Source organism: Achromobacter sp. NFACC18-2, assembly GCF_900108985.1.
GTDB lineage: Bacteria > Pseudomonadota > Gammaproteobacteria > Burkholderiales > Burkholderiaceae_B > Achromobacter.
Genome location: NZ_FNYM01000028.1, coordinates 14,382 through 37,379, shown reverse-complemented (window position 1 = coordinate 37,379; position 22,998 = coordinate 14,382). Strand labels below are relative to the sequence as shown.

21 protein-coding genes and 2 tRNA genes are annotated in these 22,998 nt (G+C 67.3%); 12 read left to right on the top strand and 11 right to left on the bottom strand.

All coding sequences use genetic code 11. The features are described from left to right. Nucleotides 1-430 precede the first annotated feature (430 nt). From BMW75_RS28515 to BMW75_RS28500, 4 genes are all read left to right on the top strand, one after another. Nucleotides 431-2,554 (top strand): TonB-dependent receptor domain-containing protein, encoded by a 2,124-nt coding sequence (locus BMW75_RS28515; RefSeq protein ID WP_092582845.1) that lies wholly within the window; start codon nt 431-433, stop codon nt 2,552-2,554. 83 nt (nt 2,555-2,637) lie between these two features. Continuing rightward, the gene (gene otnI / locus BMW75_RS28510) at nt 2,638-3,423 is read left to right on the top strand and encodes a 2-oxo-tetronate isomerase (RefSeq protein ID WP_092582844.1); all 786 of its coding nucleotides are present in this window, start codon (nt 2,638-2,640) and stop codon (nt 3,421-3,423) included. A 28-nt stretch (nt 3,424-3,451) separates the two neighbouring features. Then, a complete protein-coding gene (locus BMW75_RS28505) occupies nt 3,452-4,438 on the top strand; it encodes a Bug family tripartite tricarboxylate transporter substrate binding protein (protein ID WP_254792152.1) in 987 nt (328 codons plus the stop codon). A 112-nt stretch (nt 4,439-4,550) separates the two neighbouring features. Next, nucleotides 4,551-5,126 carry a hypothetical protein gene (locus BMW75_RS28500; protein WP_092582846.1) on the top strand — a complete coding sequence of 192 codons (576 nt, stop codon included), beginning with the start codon at nt 4,551-4,553 and terminating at the stop codon, nt 5,124-5,126. Between the two features lie 45 nt (nt 5,127-5,171). On the opposite strand, the gene BMW75_RS28495 is transcribed toward BMW75_RS28500, so the two are convergent. Both BMW75_RS28495 and BMW75_RS28490 read right to left on the bottom strand, forming a co-directional pair. Further along, nucleotides 5,172-6,077, bottom strand: coding sequence for an EamA family transporter (locus BMW75_RS28495; protein WP_092582842.1), 906 nt, complete (start codon nt 6,075-6,077; stop codon nt 5,172-5,174). Nucleotides 6,078-6,123: 46 nt separating this feature from the next. Beyond that, nucleotides 6,124-6,768, bottom strand: coding sequence for a LysE family translocator (locus tag BMW75_RS28490; protein WP_092582841.1), 645 nt, complete (start codon nt 6,766-6,768; stop codon nt 6,124-6,126). Nucleotides 6,769-6,962: 194 nt separating this feature from the next. Between BMW75_RS28490 and BMW75_RS28485 the strand changes: the two genes are divergently transcribed. After that, complete coding sequence (locus BMW75_RS28485) at nt 6,963-7,433, top strand: Lrp/AsnC family transcriptional regulator (protein WP_076517452.1); 471 nt, start codon at nt 6,963-6,965, stop codon at nt 7,431-7,433. Nucleotides 7,434-7,450: 17 nt separating this feature from the next. Here BMW75_RS28485 and BMW75_RS28480 read toward each other — a convergent pair whose 3' ends face one another. The 3 genes from BMW75_RS28480 to BMW75_RS28470 all read right to left on the bottom strand — a co-directional run bounded on the left by BMW75_RS28480 (nt 7,451) and on the right by BMW75_RS28470 (nt 10,444). Then, nucleotides 7,451-9,913 (bottom strand): mechanosensitive ion channel family protein, encoded by a 2,463-nt coding sequence (locus tag BMW75_RS28480; protein WP_092582840.1) that lies wholly within the window; start codon nt 9,911-9,913, stop codon nt 7,451-7,453. Between the two features lie 228 nt (nt 9,914-10,141). Next, nucleotides 10,142-10,217 (bottom strand) — tRNA-Phe (locus BMW75_RS28475). 151 nt (nt 10,218-10,368) lie between these two features. Continuing rightward, nucleotides 10,369-10,444, bottom strand: a tRNA-Phe gene (locus tag BMW75_RS28470). Nucleotides 10,445-10,775: 331 nt separating this feature from the next. Here BMW75_RS28470 and hemA point away from each other — a divergent pair. From hemA to BMW75_RS28445, 5 genes are all read left to right on the top strand, one after another. Then, nucleotides 10,776-12,050, top strand: coding sequence for a glutamyl-tRNA reductase (hemA, locus tag BMW75_RS28465; protein WP_076517448.1), 1,275 nt, complete (start codon nt 10,776-10,778; stop codon nt 12,048-12,050). Nucleotides 12,051-12,135: 85 nt separating this feature from the next. Then, a complete protein-coding gene (gene prfA / locus BMW75_RS28460; protein WP_076517446.1) occupies nt 12,136-13,218 on the top strand; it encodes a peptide chain release factor 1 in 1,083 nt (360 codons plus the stop codon). 10 nt (nt 13,219-13,228) lie between these two features. After that, complete coding sequence (prmC, locus tag BMW75_RS28455) at nt 13,229-14,062, top strand: peptide chain release factor N(5)-glutamine methyltransferase (protein WP_092582839.1); 834 nt, start codon at nt 13,229-13,231, stop codon at nt 14,060-14,062. A 193-nt stretch (nt 14,063-14,255) separates the two neighbouring features. Beyond that, a complete protein-coding gene (grxD, locus tag BMW75_RS28450) occupies nt 14,256-14,582 on the top strand; it encodes a Grx4 family monothiol glutaredoxin (protein ID WP_076517441.1) in 327 nt (108 codons plus the stop codon). 8 nt (nt 14,583-14,590) lie between these two features. After that, on the top strand, nt 14,591-15,151 hold the full coding sequence (locus tag BMW75_RS28445; RefSeq protein WP_076517439.1) for a UbiX family flavin prenyltransferase: 561 nt from the start codon (nt 14,591-14,593) through the stop codon (nt 15,149-15,151). A gap of 136 nt (nt 15,152-15,287) precedes the next feature. Here BMW75_RS28445 and BMW75_RS29365 read toward each other — a convergent pair whose 3' ends face one another. The 3 genes from BMW75_RS29365 to BMW75_RS28440 form a co-directional block, all read right to left on the bottom strand. Further along, a complete protein-coding gene (locus BMW75_RS29365; RefSeq protein ID WP_139208618.1) occupies nt 15,288-15,575 on the bottom strand; it encodes a contact-dependent growth inhibition system immunity protein in 288 nt (95 codons plus the stop codon). Between the two features lie 17 nt (nt 15,576-15,592). Next, nucleotides 15,593-16,420 carry an RNase A-like domain-containing protein gene (locus tag BMW75_RS29360; protein WP_139208617.1) on the bottom strand — a complete coding sequence of 276 codons (828 nt, stop codon included), beginning with the start codon at nt 16,418-16,420 and terminating at the stop codon, nt 15,593-15,595. Nucleotides 16,421-16,620: 200 nt separating this feature from the next. Further along, a complete protein-coding gene (locus tag BMW75_RS28440; protein ID WP_092582838.1) occupies nt 16,621-17,562 on the bottom strand; it encodes a LysR family transcriptional regulator in 942 nt (313 codons plus the stop codon). A 105-nt stretch (nt 17,563-17,667) separates the two neighbouring features. Here BMW75_RS28440 and BMW75_RS28435 point away from each other — a divergent pair, with 105 nt between their 5' ends. Both BMW75_RS28435 and BMW75_RS28430 read left to right on the top strand, forming a co-directional pair. After that, nucleotides 17,668-18,765, top strand: coding sequence for a mandelate racemase/muconate lactonizing enzyme family protein (locus BMW75_RS28435; RefSeq protein WP_092582837.1), 1,098 nt, complete (start codon nt 17,668-17,670; stop codon nt 18,763-18,765). A 66-nt stretch (nt 18,766-18,831) separates the two neighbouring features. Continuing rightward, on the top strand, nt 18,832-19,824 hold the full coding sequence (locus BMW75_RS28430; RefSeq protein ID WP_092582836.1) for a Bug family tripartite tricarboxylate transporter substrate binding protein: 993 nt from the start codon (nt 18,832-18,834) through the stop codon (nt 19,822-19,824). A gap of 56 nt (nt 19,825-19,880) precedes the next feature. Here BMW75_RS28430 and BMW75_RS28425 read toward each other — a convergent pair whose 3' ends face one another. From BMW75_RS28425 to BMW75_RS28415, 3 genes are read right to left on the bottom strand one after another with little or no spacing between them, the layout of a single operon-like run. Next, a complete protein-coding gene (locus BMW75_RS28425; protein ID WP_092582835.1) occupies nt 19,881-20,693 on the bottom strand; it encodes an SDR family NAD(P)-dependent oxidoreductase in 813 nt (270 codons plus the stop codon). Continuing rightward, nucleotides 20,690-21,478, bottom strand: coding sequence for a citryl-CoA lyase (locus tag BMW75_RS28420; protein WP_092582834.1), 789 nt, complete (start codon nt 21,476-21,478; stop codon nt 20,690-20,692). The genes BMW75_RS28425 and BMW75_RS28420 overlap by 4 nt, the downstream gene beginning before the upstream one ends. Beyond that, the gene (locus BMW75_RS28415; RefSeq protein WP_092582833.1) at nt 21,475-22,980 is read right to left on the bottom strand and encodes a class I adenylate-forming enzyme family protein; all 1,506 of its coding nucleotides are present in this window, start codon (nt 22,978-22,980) and stop codon (nt 21,475-21,477) included. Before BMW75_RS28415 ends, BMW75_RS28420 begins: the two co-directional genes overlap by 4 nt. Between the last annotated feature and the right edge of the window lie 18 nt (nt 22,981-22,998).

Sequence of the window (22,998 nt, the reverse complement as noted above, 5' to 3'; positions counted from 1 at the left end):
GGGGAGCGTGATGGGCGTGGGTGCCGCGCAGGTTTCGCATGACGGAGTCCGGTGTCGACGCCAAGGCCCGAAGACGAGGCCCAAGGCATTCCGGTTGAGGGAATGCGGCGACATATGCGAAATCCGTGCCAGGTTGCGTGGCGCGTGGAAAACCAATGAGAAATCAGAGGCTTAGGGCTGAATCCGGCACGAATCAGCCTGCCTTGCGGCATCGCGGCCCGTGAAAAGCCGCGATCTGAACGAAAAATCGGGCCAAATTTGACCCGATCATCGATAAGTTATTGATAAATAAGAAAACATATCGGGCCAGATTTGGCCCGGGCGGGTCAAATTTGGCCCGCTGTCCGACCACCGCGTTTTCGCGGCTGTTATGAAATGTTATATCATTCAGGCCGTAATTTGTAATGATATAACATCTACGAGGTTAAAGATGAAAGGTAAGAAGCAGGGGATAGGGAAAGAACGCCGTCGCGCGTTGCGAGGCCACGGGCATCGCCGCGCGCCCTTGAAGCCGCTGGTGTGTTCGTTGATGCTGATGGCGCCCCTTGCGCAGGCTCAAACCGAAGGCGAATCGGCGCGGACCCAGACCGTCGCGCCCATCACGGTGTCGGCGAATCCGCTGGGACTGGATCTGAATAGCACTACCCTGCCGGCGTCGGTGCTGGAAGGCGACGCGCTGGTTGAGCAGCGCAACGGGACGCTGGGCGAGACGCTCAAGAACCTGCCTGGCGTGAACAGCGACACGTTCGGCGGCGGCGCCAGCCGGCCGGTGATCCGCGGTCAGACCGCGCCGCGTGTGAAGGTGCTCTCGGATGGGTCCGAGGTGATGGACGCGTCGGCCATTTCCCCTGATCACGCGGTGACGGTCGAGCCCCTGCTGGCCGAGCGCATCGAAGTGCTGCGCGGCCCGGCCACGCTGTTGTACGGCGGCGGCGCCATCGGCGGCGTCGTCAACGTGGTCGACAAGAAGATCCCGACCGAAGTGCCGGAAAAGGGCATCGCGGCCGAGGCGGAACTGCGCGGCGCGACCGGGACCAAGGAGCGCGCCGGCGCGGTCGGCATCACGGCGGGCGATGGACAGTTCGCCGTGCGGGTCGAAGGCATGAAGCGCCGCACCAGCGACTATGACGTGCCGGATTGGCCGGGCGGCAAGCTGGAAGGCTCATACAGCGAGTCGACCCAGGGTTCGGTGGGAATGTCGTGGATCACGCCGCGCGGCTACGTGGGCGTGGCTTTCACGCACCTGCAAAGCGAATACGGCCTGCCGGGTCACAACCACGAGTACGAAGGCTGCCACCCGCACGGCACGCACCTGCATTGCGGCAGTCATGATCATGACGAAGAAGGCGAAGAGGGCGAAGAAGGCCACGACCACGACCATGAGCACGAGCATGGCGGCGTGCCCTACGTGAAGCTGCGCAGCAACCGGATGGATCTGCGCGCCGAGTACCAGGAGCCATTCGCCGGCTTCGAGAAGATCCGCTTTCGCGGCGGCCTCACGGATTATCAGCACGACGAGATCGAAGGCGGTGAGGTCGGCACGCGCTTCAAGAACAAGGGCTACGACGTGCGGGTGGAACTGCAGCACAAGCCCATCGCGGGCTGGCGTGGCGTGATCGGCCTGCAGAACGCCTACAGCGACTTCAGCGCCGAAGGGGAAGAGGCATTCCTGCCGCCCAGCAAGACGCGCTCGAATGGCCTGTTCGTGCTGGAGGAGTACCAGTTGAACGACTGGCGCTTCGAACTGGGCGCGCGCCAGGATTGGCAACGCATTTCGCCGTCGGGCGGCGAGCCGCGCAGCAATCTGTCGGGAACGTCCCTGTCGGCCGCGGCGATCTGGGACTTTGCGCCGCAGTATTCCGTGGCGCTGTCGCTGTCGCGTTCGCAGCGCCTGCCGAACGCGCAGGAGCTGTATGCGGACGGCATCCACCTGGCGACCAATACGTATGAACTGGGTAATCCGGACCTGACGCGCGAAACGTCGCACAACATCGACCTCACGCTGCGCAAGCATTCGGGCGCGACCACGTTCTCGGCCAGCGTGTTCCACAACCGCGTGAAGAACTACATCTATGCCAATACGCTGGACCGTTACGAAGATTTCCGCCTGATCGAGTACACGCAGCAGGATGCGGAGTTCACGGGCGTGGAAGGCGAGCTGCGGCACCAGTTCACGCCGATCTTCTCGGCGGCGGTGTTCGGCGACTATGTGCGCGGCAAGCTGACCGGCGGCGACGGCAATCTGCCGCGCATTCCGGCGGGGCGCGCGGGCGTGCGCGGCAACGTGACGTGGCAGCAGTGGTCGGGCGGCGTCGAGTACGCGCGCGTGTTCGCGCAGAAGGACATCGCGGCCTATGAAGACACGACGCCCGGCTACAACATGGTCAACGCCGTCGTGGCCTATCGGGGGCAGTACGGCGCCACGGGCTATGAAGTCTTCCTGCGCGGCACCAACCTGCTGAACAAGCTGGCCTACAACCATGCGTCGTTCATTTCGACGGTGGCGCCGCTGCCGGGACGCAGTTTGCTGCTGGGCGTGCGCGTGACGTATTGATTCCTGTTGGGGCGCGGCGCCCGGGTGTGATAATTTCGCCGGGTGCCGCCGCCCGCGGCGGCATAATGCGCCAGGAGCCCGCCATGCTGAAGTTCGCCGCCAATCTGTCGATGATGTACACGGAACATGCGTTCCTGGACCGCTATGCGGCGGCGGCCGCGGACGGCTACGCGGGCGTGGAATGCATGTTTCCCTATGAAGCGCCCGCGGCATTCGTGCGCGAGCGCATGGATGCCGCGGGCGTGGCGCAGGTGCTTTTCAATGCGCCGCCGGGCATCACCGCCCAGGGCGATCGCGGCCTGGCGGCCCTGCCCGGCCGGCAGGCCGAGTTCCAGGACGGCATCGAGCAGGCGCTCTGCTATGCGACCGCGCTGTCTTGTTCCAATGTCCATGTGATGGCGGGCATCGCGCCGCCGGATGCATCGCGCGAGGCGATGTGGGACTGCTATTGCGCCAATCTCGACTGGGCGGCCCGCGAGGCGCGCTCGGCGGGCGTGACCCTGCTCATCGAGCCGATCAACACACGCGATATTCCGGGCTACTTCCTGAACCGCCAGGACGAGGCCCACGCCATCGTGCAAACCGTCAACGCGCCCAACCTGAAAGTGCAGATGGACCTGTACCACTGCCAGATCGTCGAGGGCGACGTCACCATGAAGCTGCGGGAGTACCTGCCCACCGGCCGTGTGGGCCACCTGCAGATCGCCGGCGTGCCGCTGCGCCAGGAGCCGGACCGCGGCGAACTGGATTACGGCTGGGTCTTCGGCGTGCTGCGCGAATTGCACTACAGCGGCTGGATCGGCTGCGAGTACCGCCCCGCGGGCTCAACCTCCGCCGGCCTGCGCTGGCTGAGCGCCGCGCGCGCATAACCGGCCCCGCGCGGGCCATCGATATTCCATGGGAGTTCTCGTCATGTTCAAGGGCGTGCTGCGCATGCTGTGTTCGGCGGCGCTGGCCGCCGCCTTGCCGGCCGCGTCGCTGGCGGCCGATTATCCCGACCGTCCCATTCGCTGGCTGGTGCCGTTCAGCGCAGGCGGGGGCAGCGATCTTGCGACCCGGATCGTCGCCCGCCATGTCGCCGAGACGCTGGGCCAGGCGGTGGTGGTCGAGAACCGGCCGGGCGCCGCCACGATCGTCGCCGCGCAGGAAGCCGCGCGCGCCGAGCCGGACGGCTACACGGTGCTGACCGCGGGGATGAGCACGCTGGCGCTCAACCCGTGGCTGTATCGCGATCTGCCCTACGATCCGCAAAAGGACCTGGCGCCGGTGTCCAGTCTGGTGGCGCTGCCCATCGTGCTGGTGGCGGCGCCGGATTCGGGGCTGCGCTCGCTGGACGACGTGAAAGCGTATCTGGGGCGCGAGCAGCCGGGCAGCTTTGCCTCGTTGGGCGTGGGCAGTCCGCACCATCTGGCAATGGAACTGTTCATGGAGACCATCGGGGGCACGGCGACAGCGGTTCCGTACAAGGGGACGCCGCCGGCGCTGCAGGACGTGGCGGCCGGCGTGGTGCCCGTGATGATGGCGGACCTGGCGGCCGCCCGTCCGCTGATCCAGGCGGGCAGGTTGCGGGCCATTGCCGTGCCCGCCGCGACGCGGTCGGCGCAGTTGCCCGACGTGCCGACTTTTGCCGAGGCGGGCGGTCCGGCCTTTGAGGCTGCCGCCTGGCAGGGTGTGGTGGCGCCCGCGGGCACGCCGTCCCCGATCGTGGACAAGCTGAGCCAGGCGATCCGGCATGCGCTGCAATCGCCCGATGTCGTGCGGCAACTGAGCGTGCAGGGGATGGAGCCCACCGGCAGCACCCCGGATGCCTTCCGCGCGTACGCGGGGCAGGAGCATCAGCGGTGGGGCGCCGTCATCCAGGCCAAGGGGTTTTCGGCGGACTGAGCGGGCCGGCGTAACGGGCGCGGCAAGGTGTAACGCGCGCATCCATCGCGTCCGCACCGGCGTACGATGAAGTCATGTGCATCCGGCCCGGACGCTGGGCGGGGAGGTCGCCATGTCTTTGATCGTCGCTGCCCGATTCGAGGGCTTCGAGGCCGCCAAGGCGGCGGCCAGCCGCCTTGCCATGAGCGGCTTTCCCGACTGGGATATCCACACTTTCTACGTCAATCCCGCCGGCGAGCACGGCCGCTTCCCGTATGGCGGTGACCGGCGTTCGGACCCGGATTCCGGGCGCGCCGATATCGGCGCGTTTCTTGGCGCCGGCGGCGTGGGGGCGGTGTTCGCGGTGTTTGGCGGGTTTGTCGCGGCGGAACTCAGCGAATCCACGGCGGCCATCCTGGCCGCGGCGGGCGTGGGCGCCTACCTGGGCTCTTTATTTGGTGCGCTCTGGGTGACCGGCCATGGCGCGACCCGGCACGGCCATTTCAATCCCGACGCCCATGCCGAGATCCGGCAGGCCGGCGTCATGGTCGCGGTGCGCACCCGGCCGCAGCGCGAGATGCTGGCGTGCCGCATCCTGCGCGACGCCGGCGGCGCGGACGTGGAGCACGCCAACGGCCGCTGGCGCAACAATCATTGGGAAGACTTCGATCCGCTGTCGCTGCCGCAGCGCGAACCGGGCTTCGGGTGATCGCGGCGGGACCTTCGGCGCAAGGGCGCAGCGTGCGGTCGGCGTTCAGTCGGGCGCCGGCACGGGTGCCTTGCGGCTGCGCTGCGCCGTCGCCGCGCAGCCCGCGGAGGCGACGATGATGCCGCAGATGGCCAGCCATTGCGTCCGCGACAGGTGCTCGTTCAGGACGACCACGCCGGCCAGCGCGCCCATGGCCGGCTCCATGCTGAGCAGCACCCCGAACGTCTTTTGCGGCAGGCGGCGCAGCGCCACCATTTCCAGCGAATAGGGCAGTGCGCTGGAAAGGATGCCCACCGCCACGCCGGCCAGCACCAGCTTGGGATCGAGCAGCGCCATGCCCGCATGCGCCGCGCCCACCGGCAGGGCGACCATGGCCGCCGCCAGCAGTCCCAGCGACGTCGCCTGCCCGCCGTGCACGTGTCCCGCCATCTTGCCGAAGATGATGTAAAGCGCCCAGCACACGGCCGCACCCAGCGCGTAGGCGATGCCTTCGGGATCGAGATCGTGGATGGACTGCCCGGTCGGGATCAGCAGGATCAGGCCGGCCAGCGCGCAGGCGATCCAGACAAAGTCGATGGCGCGCCGCGACAGCACGACGGCCAGCGTCAGCGGCCCGGTGAATTCGATGGCGATGGCCACGCCCAGCGGCAGGGTGCGCAATGCCATGTAGAACAGCAGATTCATGCAGGCCAGCGTCACGCCATACAGCGCGATCCTGGCCGCGTTGGCGCGGGTCAGCGGAAAACGCCAGGGTCGCCAGAAAGCCAGCAGGATGATCGCGCCGATGACGATGCGATAGGCCGTGGTGCCCTGCGCGCCCACTTCCGGGAACAGCGATTTTGCAAACGACGTGCCCACGCACAGCGATGCCATGGCGCCGATCAGCGACAGGGTGGGAAGCAGGGTGGACGGCGAGTCGGTGTGTCCGTTGTTCAAGGTTGCGGCGGTCATGGGTGGCGGAAGTTGCGCAATGCGTGGGGCGGATTGGGATAGGGGGTCAGGGCTGCGGATGCACGGCCGAGGCGTAGAGCACATAGAAGGCCAGCCCCAGCATGATGGCGCCCAGCAGGCCCTGCTGCATCTGCAGGAACCAGGGATTGCGCCCCACCCAGCCGCGGATGCGCGACGCGCCGTAGGCGAAGAGGCCGCCGTACGGCAGGCTGAGCGCCTTCATGGTGACGCCCAACACCAGCATCTGTATCCACACCGGTCCGTGGTCCGGCGAGGTGAATTGCGGCAGGAAGGCGATCATGAACAGCAGCACCTTGGGATTCAGCAGATTGGTGATGAAGCCTTGCCAGAAGGCATCGCGCGCATCGCCCGGCCGCGCCGCCAGGGTCACCTCGGCGGATTTGGCGCACCGGATCATCGCCTTGATGCCCAGGTATCCCAGGTACAGGCCGCCCGCCGCCTTGATGCCGACGAACAGCGTCGGAAAGGTCCGCAGCACGGATGCCAGGCCCAGCACCACCGCGGGCACCTGGATAAAGCCTGCCGCCACGTTGCCCAGCACGCTGTGGAAGGCGGGCCGGAATCCCTGGGTCATGCCGCGCGACAGCGTCAGCGCCATGTCCGGGCCGGGCGTGAGCTTCAGGGCCGCATCGGCGGCCAGGAAAAGCAGGAAAAGCTGGAGTGAGGGCATTGCAGGGTGCGGCGGGAAATCCCGCGGTGCGGGCGGAGGGCTCCCAGTGTAAGGAAGGCGCCCGATTAATTCCTGCGTCCAGCTAGCCCGAAATGAAGTTTCCCGTCGAAATGGCGCAGTTTTGCGTCGCGGCCAAGATTAGAATCTGCCGATAGCGACATCCCGCCCGCCGCCCAGGCGCTTCCGGAAGCCTCATGGAATTAGACGATTTCGACCTGCAGATCCTGCAAAGCATGCAGGAAGACAACCAGCGCACCAGCCAGGAAGTCGCGCAGCGCGTGAACCTGTCGCCGGTGTCCTGCCTGCGACGGATGAAGCGGCTGCGCGAATCCAGGGTGGTGACGGCGGACGTGTCGGTGGTGGATCCGGCGGCCGTGGGGCGGGGGATCACGATGGTCGTGCTGGTGTCGCTGGAAAGCGAACGGGCCGACAAGCTGGACCAGTTCAAGCGCGCCATGCGCAACGCGCCCGAGATCATGCAGTGCCTGTCGGTCACGGGGGAGGTCGATTTCGTGCTGACGCTGACCATGCGCGACATGGCGGAGTACGAGGTGTTCGCGCAGCGCCATTTCTGGGGCAATCCCAACGTGAAGCGATTTTCCACGCTGGTGGTGATGAGCCGGGTCAAAAACGGGTTGACGGTGCCGGTGACGACCGGCGCGTGAGGCGTCCCGGCCAGGCGTCAGCCGGGCTGGGACGGATCCGGCGCGGGCGGCCTGGCGGCAAAGAGCGCGCGGCTGGCGTCGTCCGACACGCTGCGCAGGTGCAGGTCCCGCTGCGGAAACGGGATGTTGATGCCCGCCGCCCTGAGCGCGTCGTACATCCGCGCCAGCAGGTCGCTGCGGATCTCGATCCATCGGTCGAAGTCGTAGGTCCACGCGCGCAGGCTGAAATCCAGCGTGCTGGCGCCAAATCCCATGAAAAGCGCCATCGGGGCGGGTTCGGTCACGACGCCAGGCGTCTGGCGGGCGATGCCATCGAGCAGTTCGAGCACCTGTCTTGGCTCCGTGCCATAAGCCAGCCCGATGCTGATTTCGATGCGGCGGCTGCGATCCAGCATGGTCCAGTTGGTCAGCTTGTCGGACAGCAGCGTGCCGTTGGGCACGACCACGTCGGCGCCCTCGAAGGTCTTGATCCGCGTGGCGCGCATGCCGATATCGCGCACCTGGCCCGACGTGCCGCCGATTTCCACCACGTCGCCCGGCTGGATCGGGCGTTCGAACATCAGGATCAGGCCCGATACGAAGTTGTTCACCACGCCCTGCAATCCAAACCCGATGCCCACGCCCAGGGCGCCGAACACCAGGGTGAGCTGGCTGGTCTGGAAGCCCGCCGCGGACAGCGCGATGCCCAGGCCCAGCAGCAGCACCAGGTAGTACGACAGCGAGGCGATGCTGTTGCCCACGCCGCGCGGCAGCGACATGCGCGTGAGCACCTCGTCGTGCAGGATGAGCCGTATCGTGCGCGCGGCCCAGAATGCGATCAGCACCGAGATCGCGAAGATCAGGATGTTGCCCAGGCTGATGGAGATCTGGCCGAATTCCAGCGTGTAAGCCAGCACCCGCGTCACCACGGCGTAGGTCGAGCGCAGCACACGGAAGCGGTCCATCGTGTAGATCGCCCATCCCACCACCGCGGCGGCCATCAGCAGGCGTATCAGAAGCTGGACCAGCGGCGGCGCATGTTCGCGCGCAAGCCGGAACCGCGAGATGCCCTGTCGCGCCAGCAGAAGCTGCAGCAGCGTGATGATGACGGTCACCCCGGCGTACAGCATCAGCCCGAAATAGCCGCTGCCGATGATGCCGCTGGTCAGCATTTCGGACAGCGACACATTGCCGATCAAGTTCGCGACGAGGGATACGCCCAACAGCGTGGCCGCGCTCCAGGCCACGGCGCGCAGGGCGCGGACCAGGCGTTGGGAGCCGGGCGGATACGTCTGGCGCCGGCCGCGCGCCAGCAGCCACAGAATGGCCGCGAGCGCCGTCGTCGCCATCACCACCGTGGACAGGCGGTAGACCAGGGTGTTCGCCAGGAACAGGAAGCCCAGCCGCTCGGCCAGGAACAGCGCCGTGATCACCCAGGGCCAATGGTCCAGTTGCCGCCGGCTGGAGGGCGGAAGCAGGCGCAGCACGGGTATGGTCGACAGCACCAGGGCGATCTGCTGGACCATCAACGGCGCGTCCGGCTCCAGCGCCAGGACACCCAGCATGGACAGCAGCACCCAGGTGGACACCGGCCTGCCCAGCACGCCCGCGGAGGTTTCATTCATGATGCCGCTGCGGATCGCATTACGGCTTTTGCGGGCCAGCCAGAGCAGCAGCGGCAGCAGCAGCAGTTGCAGGGCGTGCAGGGCGCGCTGGTTGCCGGCGCCCGCGGCGCTGTAGTCGCGGGCGAAGCGGGCTTCGATGTCCAGGCCGTCGCGCAGGAGGGACAGCGTGTTTTCGTCGGAAGTCTTGGCCCAGTCCAGATTCCAGAGCGGCGGGGAGTCCACCCGCAGCAGGCGCGCGTCGACGTCGTTGATTGCCTCGATCACCTGGCGCTGGCCGGCCTTGATCTGTTCCTCGATGGTATTGGCGCGCTGCTCCAGTTCGACCTGGCGGGATAGCGGGCCGGACAGCGCCTGGCCGGCCGCCGACAACTGCGCGATCACCGCGTCGATGCGGTCGGCCAGCGCGGCCGGCAGGCCCGCCGCGCCCGGCGCTTCCTTGATCGCCTGCCAGGCCGTGCGTCGCCGCAGCAGCTCCGCGGCATCGTTGGCATACCAGGCGGTCGCCTGCCGCATGGTGTCCCGCCAGCGGGCCAGCCGGCGGACGTCGAAAAGCCAATGCCGCTCCAGGCTCTCCAGCCGCATGATGGGAAAGTTGCGCAGCCGCGACGGCTGGAATTCGTAGAGTTTTTCGTCGGCGGACTTGGCGATCGCATCCAGCTGCGGCATGAACGCGGACACGGGGTCCGCCGCGGCCGCGCGTTGCAGCACGTTTTCCGCAAAGCGCAGATCCGTGTCCGCCCGCAGCGGGATTTCAGCCATCTGGATTACGGCCGGCGTCTGCGTGGCGGGCGCCGGCGCATCGGCGCCAAACGCCACGCGCGCCCAGGCCAGGGCCAGTCCGAAGAGGCAGGAAAGGATTCGTGCGCGGGGGCGCATAGGTTGACTCCGTTCTGGGGTACGGATTTGCGGCAACGGGGCGGAATCTGCTGCGGGACGGCGGCGAGTCACGATATCGCGAAATGCCGCGGGCAAGAAGAGAGGCGATACCCGGTGTTGGGGTGCCGAGGTCGGGCGCCCAGGTCGGGCGCGCGCCCGCGGATGACCCGGCGGGGGACCCTAAAGCGAAAGGCCCAGCCGGAAGTGGGCTGGGCCTTGATGGATTCTTGGTGGCCTGGGGCGGAATCGAACCACCGACACAAGGATTTTCAATCCTCTGCTCTACCGACTGAGCTACCAGGCCAACGAAGCCCGCAACTATACACAAAATGTCGGGGCTGGTGGGGCGCTGCCAAGCAATTTCCGGCAACGCGCCGCGCCAACAAAAAACCCAGCGCTTGGGCTGGGCTTGGGGCTGGGCTTTTTGTGGGAACCGAAGCTCCCGGAAATTCTTTTGGTGGCCTGGGGCGGAATCGAACCACCGACACAAGGATTTTCAATCCTCTGCTCTACCGACTGAGCTACCAGGCCAACGAAGTCCGCAACTATACACAAATTTTTGGACTTGTGCCAGCCGATAGCCCGAAGCGTCGCTTTTTTTTGCGTGGGCGGGCGAACGCGGCGACTGTTGGCTGTACGGCACGATATTCGCCACGAATGCGTCGGGAAGGGGTGCAAAGGGGCCGAGATTGGGGACGGGAGTGGCTTGGGGATAACCCGCAGGGGTATAATCGTCAGCGGTTTGTTGTTGCAGCCGGACGCTTTGCCGCCTTTGATGCGCGACAAGCCGGATGCGACGCATTGTTCTTATAGTGGCAGTACTTAACGCTCAGCCGCGGATGGCGCCAGCCATCCCTCAAACATGTCGGTAGCTGTCCTTGCCTTCGGTCTGAATCACACGTCCGCGCCGGTGTCGGTCCGCGAACGCGTGTCCATGCCCGTCGATCTGGTCAAGCCCGCCCTGGAAGGCCTGCGTTCGGCGTTCGGCGGATCAGTCCGCGAAGCCGCCATCCTGTCCACCTGTAATCGCACCGAGATCTACTGCGCGGCCGATGGCCACGTGGCCGATCAATTGCCCGCCTGGCTGGCCGACCACAATCGCCTGGACGCCGGCACGCTGCACCCGCATCTCTATCGCCATCATCAGGACGACGCCGTCCGTCATGCCTTCCGCGTGGCCAGCGGGCTCGATTCCATGGTGCTGGGCGAAACCCAGATCGTGGGCCAGATGAAAGACGCGGTGCGTGCGGCCGGTGAAGCCGGTTCGCTTGGCACCCTGCTGCACCAGATGTTCCAGCGCACCTTCTCGGTGGCCAAGGAAGTGCGGTCGCAGACCGCCATTGGCGCGCAGTCGGTGTCCATGGCCGCCGCGGCCGTGCGCCTGGCCGAACGCGTGTTCGGCAATCTGGACCAGGCCCGCACGCTGTTCATCGGCGCGGGCGAAATGATCGAATTGTGCGCCACGCACTTTGCCGCGCAACGTCCGCGCAGCATGGTCGTGGCCAACCGCACGGCCGAGCGCGCCGAGCTGCTGGCCAACCGGTTTTCGGCCAGCACGATGAAGCTGTCCGACCTGACCGACCGCTTATCCGAATTCGACGTCGTCGTCTCCTGTACGGCAAGCTCCCTGCCCATCCTCGGCCTGGGGATGGTGGAACGGGCTACGCGCCTGCGCCGCCACCGCCCGATGGTGATGATCGACCTGGCCGTTCCGCGCGACATCGAGCCCGAAGTCGGCCGCCTGGACGACGTGTACCTGTACTCGGTGGACGATCTGGGCCGGCTGGTGCAGACCGGTTCCGACGCTCGCCGCGCCGCGGTGGTGCAGGCCGAGGCCATCATCGAAACCCGTGTCCAGGGCTTCATGCACTGGATGCAATCGCGCGAAGTGGTGCCCGTCATCCGCGACCTGCACCAGGCCGCCGAGGACGTCCGCGCCGCCGAACTCGAACGCGCCAGGCGCCTGCTCGCGCGGGGCGAATCGCCCGAGGCCGTGCTCGAGCAATTGGCCCACGGCCTGACCCAGAAGTACCTGCACGGCCCGCTGGCGGCGCTGAACCGCAGCGAAGGCGACGAACGCAAGCGACTGCTTGCCTGGATGCCGCGCCTGTTCCCCGGCCGCGACGCCCGCCGTTAGCGGCTCTGCCCCACGCCGCGCCTCATGGCGGGCGTTCGCTTTGTGGGCGCCCGCTTTTCCTGTCTTCTCCTTTGGTCATCCCCTCATGAAATCTTCCATGCGCAGCCGGCTGGAGCATCTGTGCCATCGCCTGATCGAGGTCGACGCGCTGCTCGCCGAACCGGAAACCGCGTCCGACATGGACCGCTTTCGCAAGCTTTCCCGCGAACGCGCCGAACTGGAGCCGGTGGTCGAAGCCTTCACGGCCTTCACCCGCTCCGAAGACGACATCGCGGCCGCGCAGGAGATGCTGTCCGATCCCGAAATGAAGGCCATGGCCGAAGACGAGATCAAGGCCGGGCGCGGCAAGCTCGAATCGCTGGAAGCCGCGCTGCAGTTGCTGCTGCTGCCGCGCGACCCCAACGACGGGCGCAGCGTGTTCCTGGAAATCCGTGCGGGCACGGGCGGCGATGAGAGCGCGTTGTTTTCCGGGGATCTCTTGCGCATGTACACGCGCTATGCGGAACAGCGCGGCTGGCGCGTGGAGCTGATGTCGGAAAGCCCGTCCGAGCTGGGCGGCTACAAGGAAGTGATCGCGCGCATCGATGGCGACGGCGCGTATGGCCGCCTGAAATTCGAGTCGGGGGCGCACCGCGTCCAGCGCGTGCCCGCGACCGAGGCGCAGGGACGCATCCACACGTCGGCCTGCACGGTCGCCATCATGGCCGAAGCCGATGCGATGTCCGAGATCGTCATCAACCCCAGCGATCTGCGCATCGACACCTTCCGCGCCAGCGGCGCGGGCGGCCAGCACATCAACAAGACGGACTCGGCGGTGCGCATCACCCACTTGCCGACCGGGCTGGTGGTGGAATGCCAGGACGACCGCTCGCAGCACCGCAACAAGGACAAGGCGATGCAGGTGCTGGCCGCCCGCCTGAAGGACAAGGAAGAGCGCGAGCGCCAAAGCAAGGAGGCGGCCGAACGCAAGAGCCTGATCGGCACGGGCGACCGCTCCGAGCGCATCCGCACCTACAACTACCCGCAGGGCCGCGTGACCGACCACCGCATCAACCTGACCCTGTACAAGCTGCAGCAGATCATGGAAGGCGACCTCGAGGAACTGACTGGCGCACTGATCGCCGAGCACCAGGCCGAACAGCTCGCCGCGCTGGGCGACGACATCTGAGGGCGATGCGATGACCGCGCCCCAGATCAAGAGCCTGCTGCTCGACGCGCGGCTGCCGCGCCTGGAGGTGCGCATGCTGCTCGAGCACGTGCTGGACAAGCCGCGCGCATGGCTGCTGGCGCACGATACCGATGCGCTCGCGCCCGAGGCGGCCGCGGCGTACGAGGCCCTGGCGCTGCGCCGCCTGGCCGGTGAACCCATGGCCTACCTGCTGGGCCGGCGCGAGTTCATGGGGCACATGTTCCGCGTGACGCCCGATGTGCTGATTCCCCGTCCCGACACCGAGGTGCTGGTCGAAACCGCGCTGGAATGCGTCGCCGGCGTGGCCGGGCCGGCCGTGCTGGACCTGGGCACGGGCAGCGGGGCGATCGCCATTTCGATCGCGCTGGCGCGCCGCGACGCGCGGGTGATGGCGTCGGACGTCAGCGCGGCCGCGCTGGCCGTGGCGGCCGGCAACGCCTGGGACCTGACCGCCGCCGTGCGGTTCGTCGAAGGCAGCTGGTACGAGGCCGTGCCGGCCGGCGAGGGCTTCGACCTGATCGTCTCCAATCCGCCCTATGTGGCCAGCGACGATCCGCACCTGGAGCAGGGCGACGTGCGTTTCGAACCGCGTGGCGCGCTGACGGACGGCGCGGGCGGGCTGGACGACCTGGCGCGCATCATCCAGGGCGCCGACGCCCACCTGAAGCCAGGCGGCGCCCTGTGGATGGAGCATGGCTGGGATCAGGCGCAGGCCGTGCGGGACATGCTGGTCCAGGCCGGGTTCGAGGGCGTGCACAGCCGCAAGGACCTGGCGGGCATCGAGCGGATCTCGGGCGGTCGGCTGCCGGTGGCGGGCGCCTGACGCCTGTGGGGCGAGGGGCGTCTCTGTAGCGGGTGTCAGGCACCGGCATGCCGCCGCCCGGGCGCGCGTCTGTTACATCGCGCCGCCTCTGGAATCGCCCCGATAAACCGGCGCCGCGCCGGGGTAATCCGGGCCGTTTTCCCGGCTGTACCTATAATTGAGCAATTCCGTTTTGCCAGTCCAAGAGACCACCATGAGCGACGTTCAAGAATTCATCCGCGAAACCGTGACCCAGCACCCCGTCGTGCTGTTCATGAAGGGCACCGCCCAATTCCCGCAATGCGGCTTTTCCGGCAAGGCCATTCAGATCCTGAAGGGCTGTGGCGTGAAGAAGCTGGTCACCGTCAATGTGCTGGAGGACGACGAAGTCCGCCAGGGCATCAAGGAATTCTCCAACTGGCCCACCATTCCGCAGCTCTATGTGTCGGGCGAGTTCATCGGCGGCTCGGACATCATGAATGAAATGAACGAGTCCGGTGAGCTGAAGACGCTGCTGGAGCAATCCGGCGCCACGGCATAAAGGCCGTCATGCGGCGGCTCGTCGTCGGCATCACGGGCGCCACCGGGGCGCTCTATGCGGTGCGCATGCTGCAGGCGCTGCGCAACGTCGAAGACGTCGAAACGCATCTGGTGGTTTCGGCGTCGGGCGTGCTGAACATCAAGCACGAACTCGATGTCAGCCGCCAGGACGTCTATGCGTTGGCCGATCACGTCCACAGCGTGCGCGACGTGGGCGCCACCCTGGCCAGCGGGGCGTTCCAGACCGCGGGCATGGTGATCGTGCCGTGTTCGATGCGCACGCTGGCGGCGGTGGCGCACGGCCTGTCCGATAACCTCATCACCCGCGCCGCCGACGTCACGCTCAAAGAGCGCCGCCGGCTGGTGCTGATGGTGCGCGAGACGCCGTTCAACCTGGCGCACCTGCGCAACATGACGGCGGTGACCGAAATGGGCGGCATCGTCTTTCCGCCGCTGCCGGCGTTCTATCACCGGCCCGCGTCCATCGAGGAAATGGTGGACCACACCGTGGCGCGCGTGCTGGAGCTATTCGACATCGCCGTGCCCGGGCCGCACTGGGAAGGCACGTAGGCCTCACCAGGGAGGCCCGGGGCGGGCAGCTCCGGGCGGATCCCGTCCTGTGTCACGCGTATCGGGTCTTCGACCTGCAGCGTCCGAATCGGCCTATTGGCGGCGACCTTTCCCTCATTGGAGATTCGGTTGCGCCTTATGGGGTCGTCCCCTCGTTCAGAATTCGCTTCAATTCTTCGAAGAACGATGCGATGGTGTAACCCATCAATTCTGGACTGAACGACCCCCAGCGCTGTTCAAATGCAGCGCCAGCATTGGCGCCATATTCATCAAGGAAACGATCCATCTCGGCACAAGCCTGTCGCACGCGCGTTGGGCCTGCCACGCTTTTGTATTCTTGGGCCACATCTTCTACAGTTGCGCCAAAACTTCCCCAGTCTTCATGGAAGCCTCCTCCAATAAACTGTTCCAGTTCGGGATACAAGTCTCTTTCCTGCGTCATTAGATGTCCAGGTAGGCAGTCAAAATGAAATAAGGCATGCCGTTGAAGGTTCGTTTCTTCAGCACCAACACTACCTTCGTGCCTTGAACCAGTTCCGTGGCTCCGCGAGCCAACACGACTCCCAGATCGCCCGTGACGTTGTCACTTAAGCGCAGCCACGCTCCTTCAGTCGCGGAGGTGGCCCAATTGTGTATCCGATCTGCATCGCGTCGCATTATCGCCGTGACGGCACTTTCTGCTACGTCAACCGAGTGAAAAGTGGAAGCTCGCCGTAGCCAGGGTTCATTCCGCAGCCGTTCTTCAAGGAATGCCTTTGTCTTTCCTACGTGCTGTGCCAGCGTATGTCCTCCGAGTCCTCCGAAAACGCTCGCCTCATGCCTGGACAAGGAAATGCGTCCAGCGACAATGCTCGATACTCGCGCCGCCCTGATTGCCCCGGCAAATCCCGCAGGTACGCCGATCTCCGCAACGATGCCCACCGCCTGACCTGATCCGGGCCCCGCTCCCAGTTTTGACGCCAGTTCCGCGAGCCCTAACTCGGTCAAGGAACGGGTTTGCCGCCCGGTCCAGAGTTCTCTCAGGCCAGTCGAGGCCGAATCTATGCCGTGGGCACCTAAAAGTATGCAGCCGGCCTTTGAGGCACCGGAGGGTTCAGGCAACGCACACAGAATGGCGCCACCGGCCATCTCCGCGACTCCCCCGACGAGGGTTAGCGTTCCCCACAATCTGTTGGAAAGAGTGGCTTCGTTGCTTATCGACTCGCCTTGCAAGACCGCCGCCAACTGCACTGGCGTGAGCACGATACTGATGCTTGAATCCTCATTCATCTATGCACCTCGTCTGGTGATCGAACGATGAATGTCAAGCAAGCCAGGCGCGCTGTCGATCAGCGCCGTCTGAATCCCCTTGCGTTATCTGATTGGCAATAAATCCCCAAGCGGAGCGACCCTCGATTACTGCGCCAATCCCATCTCGTTCAGCGCGGCGAGGTTTTCCTGCCATTTTTGGCCAGGCAATGTCCTGGCGCCTACACGACCTCCTGGTAAGCAGCCGGGTCGGCCCCGGTCTGCCCGCCCAACAGCCACATCCGCGCCTGCTCCGCCAATCCCTCCTGCAGCAGGCGCGCCGGCGCGCTCATGGCGCGGTCGCGCGACCACACCACTGCTAGTACCGGGTCCTCCAGCGCCAGCAGGTGGCGCGCGGCCAGGCCCTGGCGTTCGGCGTAGTGCGCGCCCAGGCTTTCGACGATGGCGACGCCCAGGCCTTGCGCGGCCAGGGCGCAGGCGGCTGACGACTGCGCCACTTCGATGATGGGCCGATAGGGCAGGCCGCGCGCCTCCAGCGCGAGGCGCGTTGCGCGGCCCGCGGGCAGGGCGGTAGCCAGCACGATGGGGCCGGCTGCGGCCACTTCTTCCAGCGTCAGCGTGGGCTGCCGCGCCCAGGGATGATCCGGGGGCATGACCGCATGCAATCCCAATGGCGCGAGCCTCAGGCTGGACACCCGGTCGATGTCCGGCGGCGATCCGATGATGATGCCCAGGTCGATGCGGTGGTCCACGGCCATTTCGATGATTTCCAGCGCGGTGCCGGCTCGCACGGTTACCGCCACCGCGGGATGCGCGCGGCGCATGCCGGCCATGGCCGCAGGCAGCACGCTGGACGCCGCGATTGCGACGGCGCCCACGTCCAGCCGCGCCAGCGCGCCCTGGCGGATGTCGATGGCAAGCCGGTCCACCGACTCGATGCCGGCCAGCGCATTGAGCACTTCCGGTATCAGGGCGCGGCCCTGGCTGGTGAGATGCAGGCGGCGGTTCTCGCGGCTGAACAGCGCAAAGCCCAGCCGCGTCTCCATGTCGCGCAGCAGCGCGCTGGCGGCGGGCTGCGTCATGTTGACCGAGGCGGCCGCGGCCGTGACCGTGTCGTGCCGGTACATGGCGCGCAACAGCAGAAGTTCTCGCCGGTTGAACATATGAAATTCATATGGAAATAGTCGATTCATCTATTTGACCATATGAATGGGCGGCCGCCAGAATAGCGCCATCGCATCCCGCTTCCTGCTATCTGCCGCACCGTCATGCCCGCCAACACCATTGTTTCCGTCACCTGCATCCCCCTGCGCCTGCCGTTCCATCACTGGAGCCCGGCGCCGCTGTTTGCCGGCCGTCCTCGCGACAAGCTGGACAGCGCGCTGGTCCGGGTGCAGACCGAAGACGGGACGGTGGCCTGGGGCGAGTCGTACTGCGTCGAGCCGCGCGCCTTGCCCGCCATTTTCGAGACCTTGATCGCGCCGCTGGCCTGCGGACGCGACGCGGACGACGACACCTTGCTGCCCGGCATGCAGCGCACGTTGCACAACCTGGGGCGGTCGGGGCCGGTGGTGCACGCGCTGGCCGGCCTGGACATCGCGCTGTGGGACCTGCGCGCCAAGCGCGCGGGCGTGCCGCTGTACGCGCTGCTGGGCGGCAAGCGCCGCGAGCGGGTGCGGGTGTATGCGTCGCTGCTCCAGTACTACGGCAACGCCGAACGCCTGGACGCCGTGACCACGCGCGCGCTGAACGAAGGCTATGCCGAGATCAAGCTGCACGAGCGCACCGCCGATGCGCTGGCCGCCGTGCGCCGCAGCACGGGGCCGGGCGTGCCCATCATGGTGGACACCAATTGCGCCTGGCTGCCCGGCGAGGCCGAGGCCGCCATCGAGGCCATGCGCCCGCATGATCCGTTCTGGATCGAAGAGCCCTTGTGGCCGCCCGAGGACGACCGCGCGCTGGCGCGGTTGAAGCGCGCCTGCGGCATCCCCCTGGCCGTGGGCGAGAACGCCAGCAGCGCGACGGATCTGGAACGGATCGTGGACAGCGAAGCGGCGCAGTACGTGCAGCCCAGCGTCATCAAGCTGGGCCTGACCGCCGCGTGGCGCATCGCGCAAAAGTGTGCGGATACGCGTGTCGTGTGCGCGCCGCAGGTGGCGTTCTTCGGCCCGGGCTACCTGGCCAGCCTGCACCTGATCGCGGCGCAGCAGGCCGAGGTGTCGCTTGAACGCCTGTACGTCGAACTGGCCCACGTGCCTTATGGCGACAGCGTGCCCATCGTGGACGGCTGGGTCGGCGTGCCGGACGGCCCGGGACTGGGCGCGGACCCCGAAGCGGCGCTTGCCGAGGGCCGGTTCAGCACCTGACGGCACGGCGCCGTGGCGTCAAGGGTCCAAAGAGCCCGCCAAGAACATAAACCTGGAGACAAAGACATGCATTCATCGCGCAGAGCGTTCCTGATCAACGGCACGGCCATGGCGCTGGGCGGCGCCATGCTGCCCTGGACCTTCGCGGCGCGGGCCGCGCAGTATCCGGACAAGGCGGTCCGCCTGTACATCCCCTATCCCCCGGGGGCCGCCACCGATACGCTGGGCCGCATGGCGGGGCAGGTGTACGCCGAGGCGCTGGGCCAGCCTTTCGTCGTGGAAAATCGTGGCGGCGGCGGCACCACCATCGGCACGCGCGCCCTGGCCGTGTCGGCGCCGGATGGCTACACCATCGGCATGGTGGACTCCACGTTCACCATCAATCCGGCGCTGCTGGGCGACCGCCAGCCCTACGACGCGATCAAGGACTTTGCGCCGATCTCGCTCATGGCGACGGCGCCCTTTGTCATGGTGGTGCATCCGTCCGTCAAGGCGGCCGATCTCGCCGCCTTCGTGGCGCTGGCCAAGACGCAGCCGGGCACGCTGTCGTTCGGCTCGGCGGGTGTCGGCAGCGGGCCGCATCTGGCCGGCGAACAACTGCGGCAGCAGGCGGGCGTGGACGTGCTGCATGTGCCGTACCGCGGCGGAGGCACCGTGATCACCGACCTGCTGGGCGGCCAGGTGCAGTTCGCCTTTGCCACCGTGCCCACGCTGCTGGAACACATCAAGGCGGGACGCCTGCGCGCGCTGGCGGTCACCAGCCCGCAGCGCGTCAGCCAATTGCCGGACGTGCCGACCTTCACCGAGGCGGGCCTGCCGGGGGTGGATATCTCGCCCCTCTTCGGGCTGGTCGCGCCGGCCGGGGTGCCGGAACCGATCATCGAGCGCTTGTCGCAGACGCTGGCCGATTCCGTGCGCAATGGCGCGTTGCGCGACAAGCTGGCCGGACTGGGCTTTCAGCCGGTCGGCAGCACGCCGGCGCAATTCGCCCAGCGCATCCGCGACGACGTGGCCAAGTGGACGGGCGTGATCCAGCGCGGCAACATCAAGGCGGAATAAGAAGGGCGGAATAACAAAGGCAAACAAGACGGGCGGACCAGCGGCGCCGGCGCGCCTCAGGCGTACTTGCCGGTCAGTCCGCCATCAACGACCAGTTCCGTTCCGGTGATGTACGACGCCTCGTCCGACGCCAGGAACGCCACGGCGTTGGCGACTTCCCAGGGCGTGCCCATGCGCCCCAACGGCACCTGCCTGTCGCGGGCCGCGCGCGCGGCGTCCAGGTCGTTCGCATCGAACATCCGCGCGACGTTGCCGGCGACGCGCGGCGTGTCGATCAGCCCCGGAATCACCGTGTTCACGCGGATGCGGTCGGCGGCATACTGCTGCGCGGCCATGCGCGCGAAATGGATGACGGCCGCCTTGCTGACGCTGTAGGCCAGATGCGGATAGCCGGTGTACCGGATGCCCGCAATCGACGACACGGCCACGATGGCGCCGCCGCCCTGCGCGCGCATGAGGGGCGCCAGGAGCCGCGTGGCGATCAGCAGGCTGGTCACGTTGACCTGCTGGATGCGGTCCCAGTCCTGCAGCGAGATGTCCTCGGGGCCGCCCACCTTGCCGATGCCCGCGTTGGCCTGCAGGATGTCGATGCGGCCGTAGCGTCCCAGCGCCGCGTCGACCGCCGCCTGCATGGCGGCGGGGTCGGCGACGTCGGCCTGCACCGGCAGCGCGCTGCCGCCGGCCAGGGCCACCTCATGCGCGGCCTCTTCGGCGGCGGCTAGGCTGGCGTCCAGCGCGACGATGGCGGCCCCCTGGCGCGCCAGCGTCACGCAGCTCGCCTTGCCGATGCTCCAGCCGGGCGCCGACGTGCCCGCGCCCGCCACCAGCGCCACCTTGCCGGCCAACCGCGCGCCGGTGCCCGCCGTCATGATGGCTCGCCGCCTTGCTGGTGGCTCTTGCCCTTGCCCACGTAGGGGATGGCGTGGTCGATGGTTTCCCAGATGTAGCGGCCCGACGGGCTCTGCTGTTCTTCGGCGACGTGGGACACGAGACCCGCCGCGCGCGAGATGACGGCAAAGCCGCGCATCAGGTCCGTGGGCACGCCGATCTCGCTGAGCAGCGCGGCCACGGCGCCCGTGGCGTTGATGGTGATGTGCTTGCCGTAGGTCTCGTCCACCGCGCTGGCCAGCCAGCGCAGCGCCTGGATGGATTGGCCGCCCAGTTCGCTTTCCGCCTCGGCCAGCGCCAGCAGCTTGATCGCGCGCGGATCGTCCGGCTTGTGCAGGTGATGGCCAAAGCCGGGCAGCGCGCTGCGCGTGGACCGGAACTCCCGCGCGATCGCAAGGGCTTCGGCCGGGCCGTCCGCGGCCTGGCGGATGCGGTCCAGCAGGCGCGAGCAGTTCTCCATGGTGCCGACGAACTGGCTGCCCACGGCCATCAGGCCGGACGCCACCGCGCCCTGCAGGTTCTCGGGCGCGCTCATGTAGATCAGCCGCGTGGCGATCGCGCTGGGCGTCATGCCGTGTTCCATCAGCGTTACCAGCACGGCGTCCACGATGCGCATGTCGACGGGGCGCGCATCGCGGCCCAGGATCTGCATGATCATGACCTCGGTGAAGGACTTCTTGCCGATCAGGTCTTCCACCAGGTCCACGTCGCGATAGGACATGCCGGTGAGGTGGTGGGCGCAAAGGCGGGTTTCGGGTTGCTTCATGGCGTTTCCTTCATGGCGGCGTCGCGCACCGCGTTCTTGAGCACCTTGCCCACGCTGGAGCGCGGCAGGCTGTCGTGGAAATGGATCTGCTTGGGCGTGGCCACCGGGCCGAGCAGCGCCCGGACGTGGGCCTTGAGTTCGTCGTCGCTGGCGAGCGCCCCGGGATGCAGCTGGACGGCGGCGTGGACGGCTTCGCCCCATTTGTCGTCGGGCAATCCGAACACGGAACACTCGTACACGGCCGGATGCGCGGACAGCGCGTTTTCGACGTCGACCGGATAGATGTTGAAGCCGCCGGTGATGATGACGTCGCGCAGCCGGTCCTTCAGGAACAGGTAGCCGCGGGCGTCGATGAGGCCGGTGTCGCCGGTGTGCAGCCAGCCGTCGATCACGGTCTCGGCGGTCTTTTCCGGAAGCCGCCAGTAGCCGGTCATCACCAGGTCGCCCTGCACGACGACCTCGCCGATCTCGCCGCGGGGCAGCAGCGCGCCGTCCGGGCCCATGATGGCCACGTCGGACAGGTGCGTGACACGGCCGACCGAGGCGCGGTTCTCCGGCGCTTCCAGGTCGGCGGGCCGCAGCACGGTGACGATCTGCGGCGCCTCGGTCTGGCCGTAGGTCGTGCCCAGCACGGGGCCGAAGAAGGCGCGCGCGCGCTCGATCTTTTCGACGGGCATGGGCGCGCCGCCGTAGATCAGGTTGCGCAGCCGCGGGAAGTCGGCGCGGGAGACGCCGGGCTGCGCCATGATCATGTAGATCAGGGTGGGCGGCATGAAGCTGAGCGTGCCGCCGCGCTCGCGAAACGCCGCGGTGATGGTGGCGGGGGTGACCTGGTCCAGCAGCAGGTGGGAGCCGCCCTGCGCCAGCACCGGCAGCAGGTAGGTGCCCGTGCCATGCGTAATGGGAGCCGACACCACATAGCGGTCTTCGGCGGTCAGCCCCCAGTGCATGATCTGGTTGATGATGCCGGCGTTCCAGGCGTGATACGGCTGCATCACGCCCTTGGGCAGGCCGGTGGTGCCGCCCGTGAACTTGATGGCCTGCGTGGCGTCGCGCGGCAGCGCGTGGCGGACCGGCTCGCGTCCCGCGAAGCTCGCCAGCAGACCGGCCAGCGTCGGTGCCTCGGCGTCGTCGTCCAGGCTGATGCGCCGCGCCGGCCCCGCCGGCACCAGCGGCGCGCCCACGCTGTCCACGATCACGATGGACGGTTCCGTGGCGTCCAGGATGCGGCCGATCTCCCGCGCGGTGCTGCGGTAATTGAGCGGCACCCACACCTTGCCGCTGGCCAGCACGGCCAGCAGCGCAAGGATGTGGCGCGCGGAATTGCCCGCGCAGATCGCCACGCGCGTCTGGGGCTCGGGGTCCAGGTCCTGCAGGGCCGCCGCCAGCGCGCGGGTGTCCGCAGCCAGCCGCGCGTAAGTGACCGGGCCCTGCGGGCCGTCGAGCGCCACGCGGTCCGGATGGCGTTCAGCCGCGCGGAAGAAAAAGTCGATCGGGTACACCTGTGCTCCTTGATGCGA

Bases quoted from the DNA above. Each gene is read 5' to 3' on its own strand.
- BMW75_RS28435 (WP_092582837.1), top strand. From the start codon at position 17,668: ATGCCCGCCAACACCATTGTTTCCGTCACCTGCATCCCCCTGCGCCTG.
- otnI (WP_092582844.1), top strand. From the start codon at position 2,638: ATGCTGAAGTTCGCCGCCAATCTGTCGATGATGTACACGGAACATGCG.
- prmC (WP_092582839.1), top strand. From the start codon at position 13,229: ATGACCGCGCCCCAGATCAAGAGCCTGCTGCTCGACGCGCGGCTGCCG.
- BMW75_RS28445 (WP_076517439.1), top strand. From the start codon at position 14,591: ATGCGGCGGCTCGTCGTCGGCATCACGGGCGCCACCGGGGCGCTCTAT.
- BMW75_RS28430 (WP_092582836.1), top strand. From the start codon at position 18,832: ATGCATTCATCGCGCAGAGCGTTCCTGATCAACGGCACGGCCATGGCG.
- BMW75_RS28440 (WP_092582838.1), bottom strand. From the start codon at position 17,562: ATGTTCAACCGGCGAGAACTTCTGCTGTTGCGCGCCATGTACCGGCAC.
- grxD (WP_076517441.1), top strand. From the start codon at position 14,256: ATGAGCGACGTTCAAGAATTCATCCGCGAAACCGTGACCCAGCACCCC.
- BMW75_RS28490 (WP_092582841.1), bottom strand. From the start codon at position 6,768: ATGCCCTCACTCCAGCTTTTCCTGCTTTTCCTGGCCGCCGATGCGGCC.
- BMW75_RS28515 (WP_092582845.1), top strand. From the start codon at position 431: ATGAAAGGTAAGAAGCAGGGGATAGGGAAAGAACGCCGTCGCGCGTTG.
- BMW75_RS28480 (WP_092582840.1), bottom strand. From the start codon at position 9,913: ATGCGCCCCCGCGCACGAATCCTTTCCTGCCTCTTCGGACTGGCCCTG.
- BMW75_RS28500 (WP_092582846.1), top strand. From the start codon at position 4,551: ATGTCTTTGATCGTCGCTGCCCGATTCGAGGGCTTCGAGGCCGCCAAG.
- BMW75_RS29360 (WP_139208617.1), bottom strand. From the start codon at position 16,420: ATGAATGAGGATTCAAGCATCAGTATCGTGCTCACGCCAGTGCAGTTG.
- BMW75_RS28420 (WP_092582834.1), bottom strand. From the start codon at position 21,478: ATGAAGCAACCCGAAACCCGCCTTTGCGCCCACCACCTCACCGGCATG.
- BMW75_RS28425 (WP_092582835.1), bottom strand. From the start codon at position 20,693: ATGACGGCGGGCACCGGCGCGCGGTTGGCCGGCAAGGTGGCGCTGGTG.
- BMW75_RS28495 (WP_092582842.1), bottom strand. From the start codon at position 6,077: ATGACCGCCGCAACCTTGAACAACGGACACACCGACTCGCCGTCCACC.
- BMW75_RS28485 (WP_076517452.1), top strand. From the start codon at position 6,963: ATGGAATTAGACGATTTCGACCTGCAGATCCTGCAAAGCATGCAGGAA.
- BMW75_RS28505 (WP_254792152.1), top strand. From the start codon at position 3,452: ATGGGAGTTCTCGTCATGTTCAAGGGCGTGCTGCGCATGCTGTGTTCG.
- prfA (WP_076517446.1), top strand. From the start codon at position 12,136: ATGAAATCTTCCATGCGCAGCCGGCTGGAGCATCTGTGCCATCGCCTG.
- hemA (WP_076517448.1), top strand. From the start codon at position 10,776: ATGTCGGTAGCTGTCCTTGCCTTCGGTCTGAATCACACGTCCGCGCCG.